General features: G+C 61.2%; 4 protein-coding genes. 3 read left to right on the top strand and 1 reads right to left on the bottom strand.

The window, feature by feature from the left end; all coding sequences use genetic code 11:
- The 3 genes from RXV88_RS23270 to RXV88_RS23260 all read left to right on the top strand — a co-directional run.
- A partial coding sequence (locus tag RXV88_RS23270; RefSeq protein ID WP_316296105.1) for a cadherin-like domain-containing protein occupies positions 1–2,343 on the top strand: 2,343 nt, incomplete at its 5' end.
- Between the two features lie 207 nt (positions 2,344–2,550).
- Positions 2,551–3,114 carry a recombinase family protein gene (locus RXV88_RS23265; RefSeq protein WP_316296107.1) on the top strand — a complete coding sequence of 188 codons (564 nt, stop codon included), beginning with the start codon at positions 2,551–2,553 and terminating at the stop codon, positions 3,112–3,114.
- Between the two features lie 45 nt (positions 3,115–3,159).
- Positions 3,160–3,450 carry a hypothetical protein gene (locus RXV88_RS23260; RefSeq protein ID WP_316296103.1) on the top strand — a complete coding sequence of 97 codons (291 nt, stop codon included), beginning with the start codon at positions 3,160–3,162 and terminating at the stop codon, positions 3,448–3,450.
- Here RXV88_RS23260 and RXV88_RS23255 read toward each other — a convergent pair.
- Positions 3,436–3,747, bottom strand: a complete 312-nt coding sequence (locus RXV88_RS23255) for a hypothetical protein (RefSeq protein WP_316296102.1) — start codon at positions 3,745–3,747, stop codon at positions 3,436–3,438. The two genes, RXV88_RS23260 and RXV88_RS23255, sit on opposite strands and share 15 nt — an antisense overlap.
- Positions 3,748–3,934: the final 187 nt, after the last annotated feature.

Below are 3,934 nucleotides of genomic sequence, written 5' to 3'. Positions count from 1 at the left end.
CTGACCACCGTCGCGGTCACCGATCCGGCCAACGGCAGCGTGGCTATCAACGGTGACGGTACGGTCACCTACACGCCCAATGCCAACTTCTCTGGCAACGACCGGTTCATGTACACCATCCGCGACATTGACGGCGCCACCAGCACCGCCACCGTCACAGTCGAAGTGACACCGGTGAACGATCCGCCGGTGGCCAATGACGACACCGCCGCCACCGATGAGGATACCCCCACCACGATCAGAGTGCTGGCCAACGACACGGATGTCGATGACGGGGTGCTGGCGATCGTGTCGGCCAGCAATGGCACCAACGGCCTCACGGTAGTCAGCGGCGACACCGTAATCTATACGCCCAATGACAACTTCTTTGGCACCGACAGCTTCACCTATACCATTCAGGATTCCGCCGGGGTTCCCGCCACGGCCACCGTCGATGTTACGGTCAATGCGGTCAACGACGCGCCGGTGCCGGCGAACGCGGCCATCGTCATCAACGAGGCCGACGGCCTGTTCGCGCTGGATCTGCGGACCCAGGTGACCGATGTGGACGGCGACACGCTCAGCTTTTCGCAGGTCGGCATCCAGCGCGGCGAGACGCTGATCCCGTTCACGATCACCGGCGACGGGCTGATCAGCATCGACCCCGACCTGGGGCTGGACCTGGGCGTCAGCCTCTCGACCACGCTAGTCTATACCGTCAACGATGGCAGCGGCGCGCCAAACGCCACCGCCAGCGGCTTTGTGCCGATCACGTTCAACGGCGCCGACGATCCGGCGCCGTCGGCCAACCTGCCGCCGGTGGCCAACGATGTCTCGGTGACCGGCGACGAAGCGGACGGGGCCGTCAGCATCAGTCTAAGCACGCTGGTGTCTGATCCCAACATCGGCGACATCCTGACTATCACCAGCCTGCGGACCAGCGCCGCCGATCCCGAACTGCCGAACGCCAGGATCGACTTTTCCGGCGGCGTCACCGGCGGGGAAGGCGGCCGACTGATCATCGACACCGCAACCCTCCTGGGGTTTTTCGCGGACGACGGCGAAACCCGGACCTTCCTGCTCGACTACACGGTCGAGGATGCGGCGGGGCTGACCGACTCCGGCGTCATCACGCTGGACCTGATCGGTGAGACGCCGGGCGGCAACACCCCGCCCAATGCCACCGACATCATCACCCCGCCCGGCGAGTTTCCGCAGACCGACCCGTTCAGCGGCCAACCGGTGCCAACGGATATCATCGTGGGCGAAACCGGAGCGGCCGCCCTGGTCATCGATCTGGACGCACCCAATCCGAATCCCTTCCCGGGTGGCCCCTACATCTCGGATCCCGACAGCGGGCCCAGCCCGCTGACCGTGACGATGGGCGATCTGGTCATCGGCTTTGACGAAGCCACCGGCACGCCGATCACTGTTCCGGTCGGCTTCGACTCCGCCACCAACGAGGTGACGATCACGGTGGATGAGACCTTCCCGCTGGCGGATGGCGAAAGCGCCATCGGCACCATCTCGTATTCCGTCTTCGACGGGCTCGATACCACCAGCGCGACGATCACCTTCAACTACGTTAATCCGGACGACACCCCGCCCGGACCGCAACAGACCACGCTGGATTTCGAGGAATTCAGCGCCGATCCCGGCGCCGAAATCACGATCGCCGAATCTCAGGGCTTTGTCTTTTCCGGCGCCGCCACGGTGTTCGAGACCGACGAGCTCACCGGCGGCGACAGCCGCAACCCCAGCGGCATCGTCAGCGGCCAGACCACCGATCCCGGCGACAATGTGCTGGTCGGCACATCGTCCTTCATCGATGCGCCGGTGCTGGACGAAACCGGCGAGCCGGTGCTGGATGATCGCGAGGACCCGGTGTTCGAGACGGTGCTGGACAAGACCTTCGCCATCCGCGGCCCCGGCAGCACGGTCGAGATCGGCGACGAGGGGGTGCCTTTTGCAGCCTTCACCCCCGGCACCTCCTTTCCGGTTGGCGATCCGCCGCCGGAAGAGTTCGGCGCGGCCTTCGACCTCAACGGTCTGTCGCTGAACCCGGTGGCGGGCGACGGTGTGGTGGTCACGCTGACGACCTACAGGCTGGCGGTGGTCGAAAACGGACCGAACGATTTCAACCCGTCGGCCAACGACTATTTCACCCGGCTGGTCGCCGCCGACACCTTCACCTTCACCGTCGATGCCAGCACCCCAGCCACGGTGATCGACTTTGAGGCCGCGACGCTGCCCGGCGGCATCGCCAACACCGATCCCACCGTGTTCGACGATCTGTACGCGGTCGAATTCACCACCGCCGACGGCACCCCGATAGTCTTCGACGACATCCTGCTGACGGTCTGAGGCGCCCCGGCGCCGGCCTAGGCCCGCCGTAAAGGACGGACATATAGTCTTGCCCGCCTGGGGTCAGGATTCAGCTTTGAGTCACTAGACCATGCCCCTGTGAGACAGCGCACGCTATATAACTGGCTGTCTCACTAGAATTGCCATTGAAATTTGAGACATTTCGTATCATAACATATATAACTCATATGATACAGGAGTGGGGATATTCTTATCGGCTATGCTCGAACCTCTACACTTGACCAGAAGGCTGGCCTTGAAGTGCAGCGCGACGAACTTGCGGCGGCGGGCTGTGAGAAGCTGTTTGAAGAGCAGGTGTCATCAGTAGATGTGAGTGCCCGCGAGCGGCTGGCAGAGGCATTGGACTACGTGCGTGATGGCGACACGCTGATTGTAACCCGGTTGGACCGTTTGGCGCGTTCAGTCCCGCACCTTCTGGATATACTGGATACGCTAACTGCCAAGGGCGCGACTCTCCGCGTCTTGGGGATGGGTATCGACACAGGCACACCGACCGGCAAGCTAATGATAACAGTTCTAGGGAGCATCGCCGAATTCGAGCGTGAAATCATGCTTGAGCGCCAGCGGGAGGGTATTGCCAAGGCAAAGGCTGCAGGAAAATACAAGGGACGGAAACCCACGGCGCAGGCCAAGTCCAAGGAAGTGCTGAAATTGCATGGAGAGGGCACCGGGGCTACTGAGATAGCCAAGGCTCTGGGTATTGGCCGAGCCTCTGTGTACCGCATACTTCGCGCTGAGGAAGGCGCTTGAGCGGCTTAGGGGCGCTAGACTGATGATCCGGAGGAGGTAATCGGGTTGGCCTGCAAGAACGTCGATTCCCAATCTATCGAAGAACTAGCTAATTTGTTGGAAGAGATTGGCTTGTCTCTGCATGCCAAGAACCGCGTCGCGGGTGGTGAAAGCAACTTCGTTTGGTACCTGGCGGAGGGCATCCGATCAGTCAGCCAACTCGCTGCAAGGCTCGAAAACGATCGCAAACTGCATCAGCTTTTTGGTGACGCTTACCACTCAGGCACCCTGGCGGAAGAGGCCGAGCATGATTATTTCTTCGCGTTGCTAAGGGACGCATTTTCAGCGAGCAAGTGAACTCAAGTTCACTGGATAAAGTTCCTTGATGCGATCCTTCTCGGCGCTGGTCAGCCCGGTGCGCTGCCCGTTGTCGCGTTCGGCCTGCTGGCACCAGACCCGCAGGCTGTCGGGCGAGCAGCCAAGCTTCGGCGCGATCGCCTTGTAGGCTGCCGTATCGCTGGCGTAGTCAGCGCGGTTCTCTCGGAAAAGCCGAACACCGCGTTCGCGAAGTTCAGCCGGATTGGCGGGGGTGAAGCGTCTCGACGTCATGGTGAAACGCGGCGGTGAAAGGGGAAGTCGTATCACTGCTTTCAAGACCGCGAGCGACGCGACGACGGGCTTTAGAGCAAAAAAATGAATTCACAGGTTCAAACAGACTTCAAATAGACCAGATCGACGCAACCGCGAATCGCTGAGCGAAGCGCGCCATAGCGCGATTTCAAGTTGCATATACAGCGCACACGACATCCATTAAGATTTTGTATTGAAATACAAAACCGTC

It is taken from the genome of Aestuariicoccus sp. MJ-SS9 (genome assembly GCF_032586235.1).
In the GTDB taxonomy this organism is placed as follows: Bacteria; Pseudomonadota; Alphaproteobacteria; order Rhodobacterales; family Rhodobacteraceae; genus Aestuariicoccus.
This window is presented reverse-complemented; position numbering and strand designations above follow the sequence as displayed.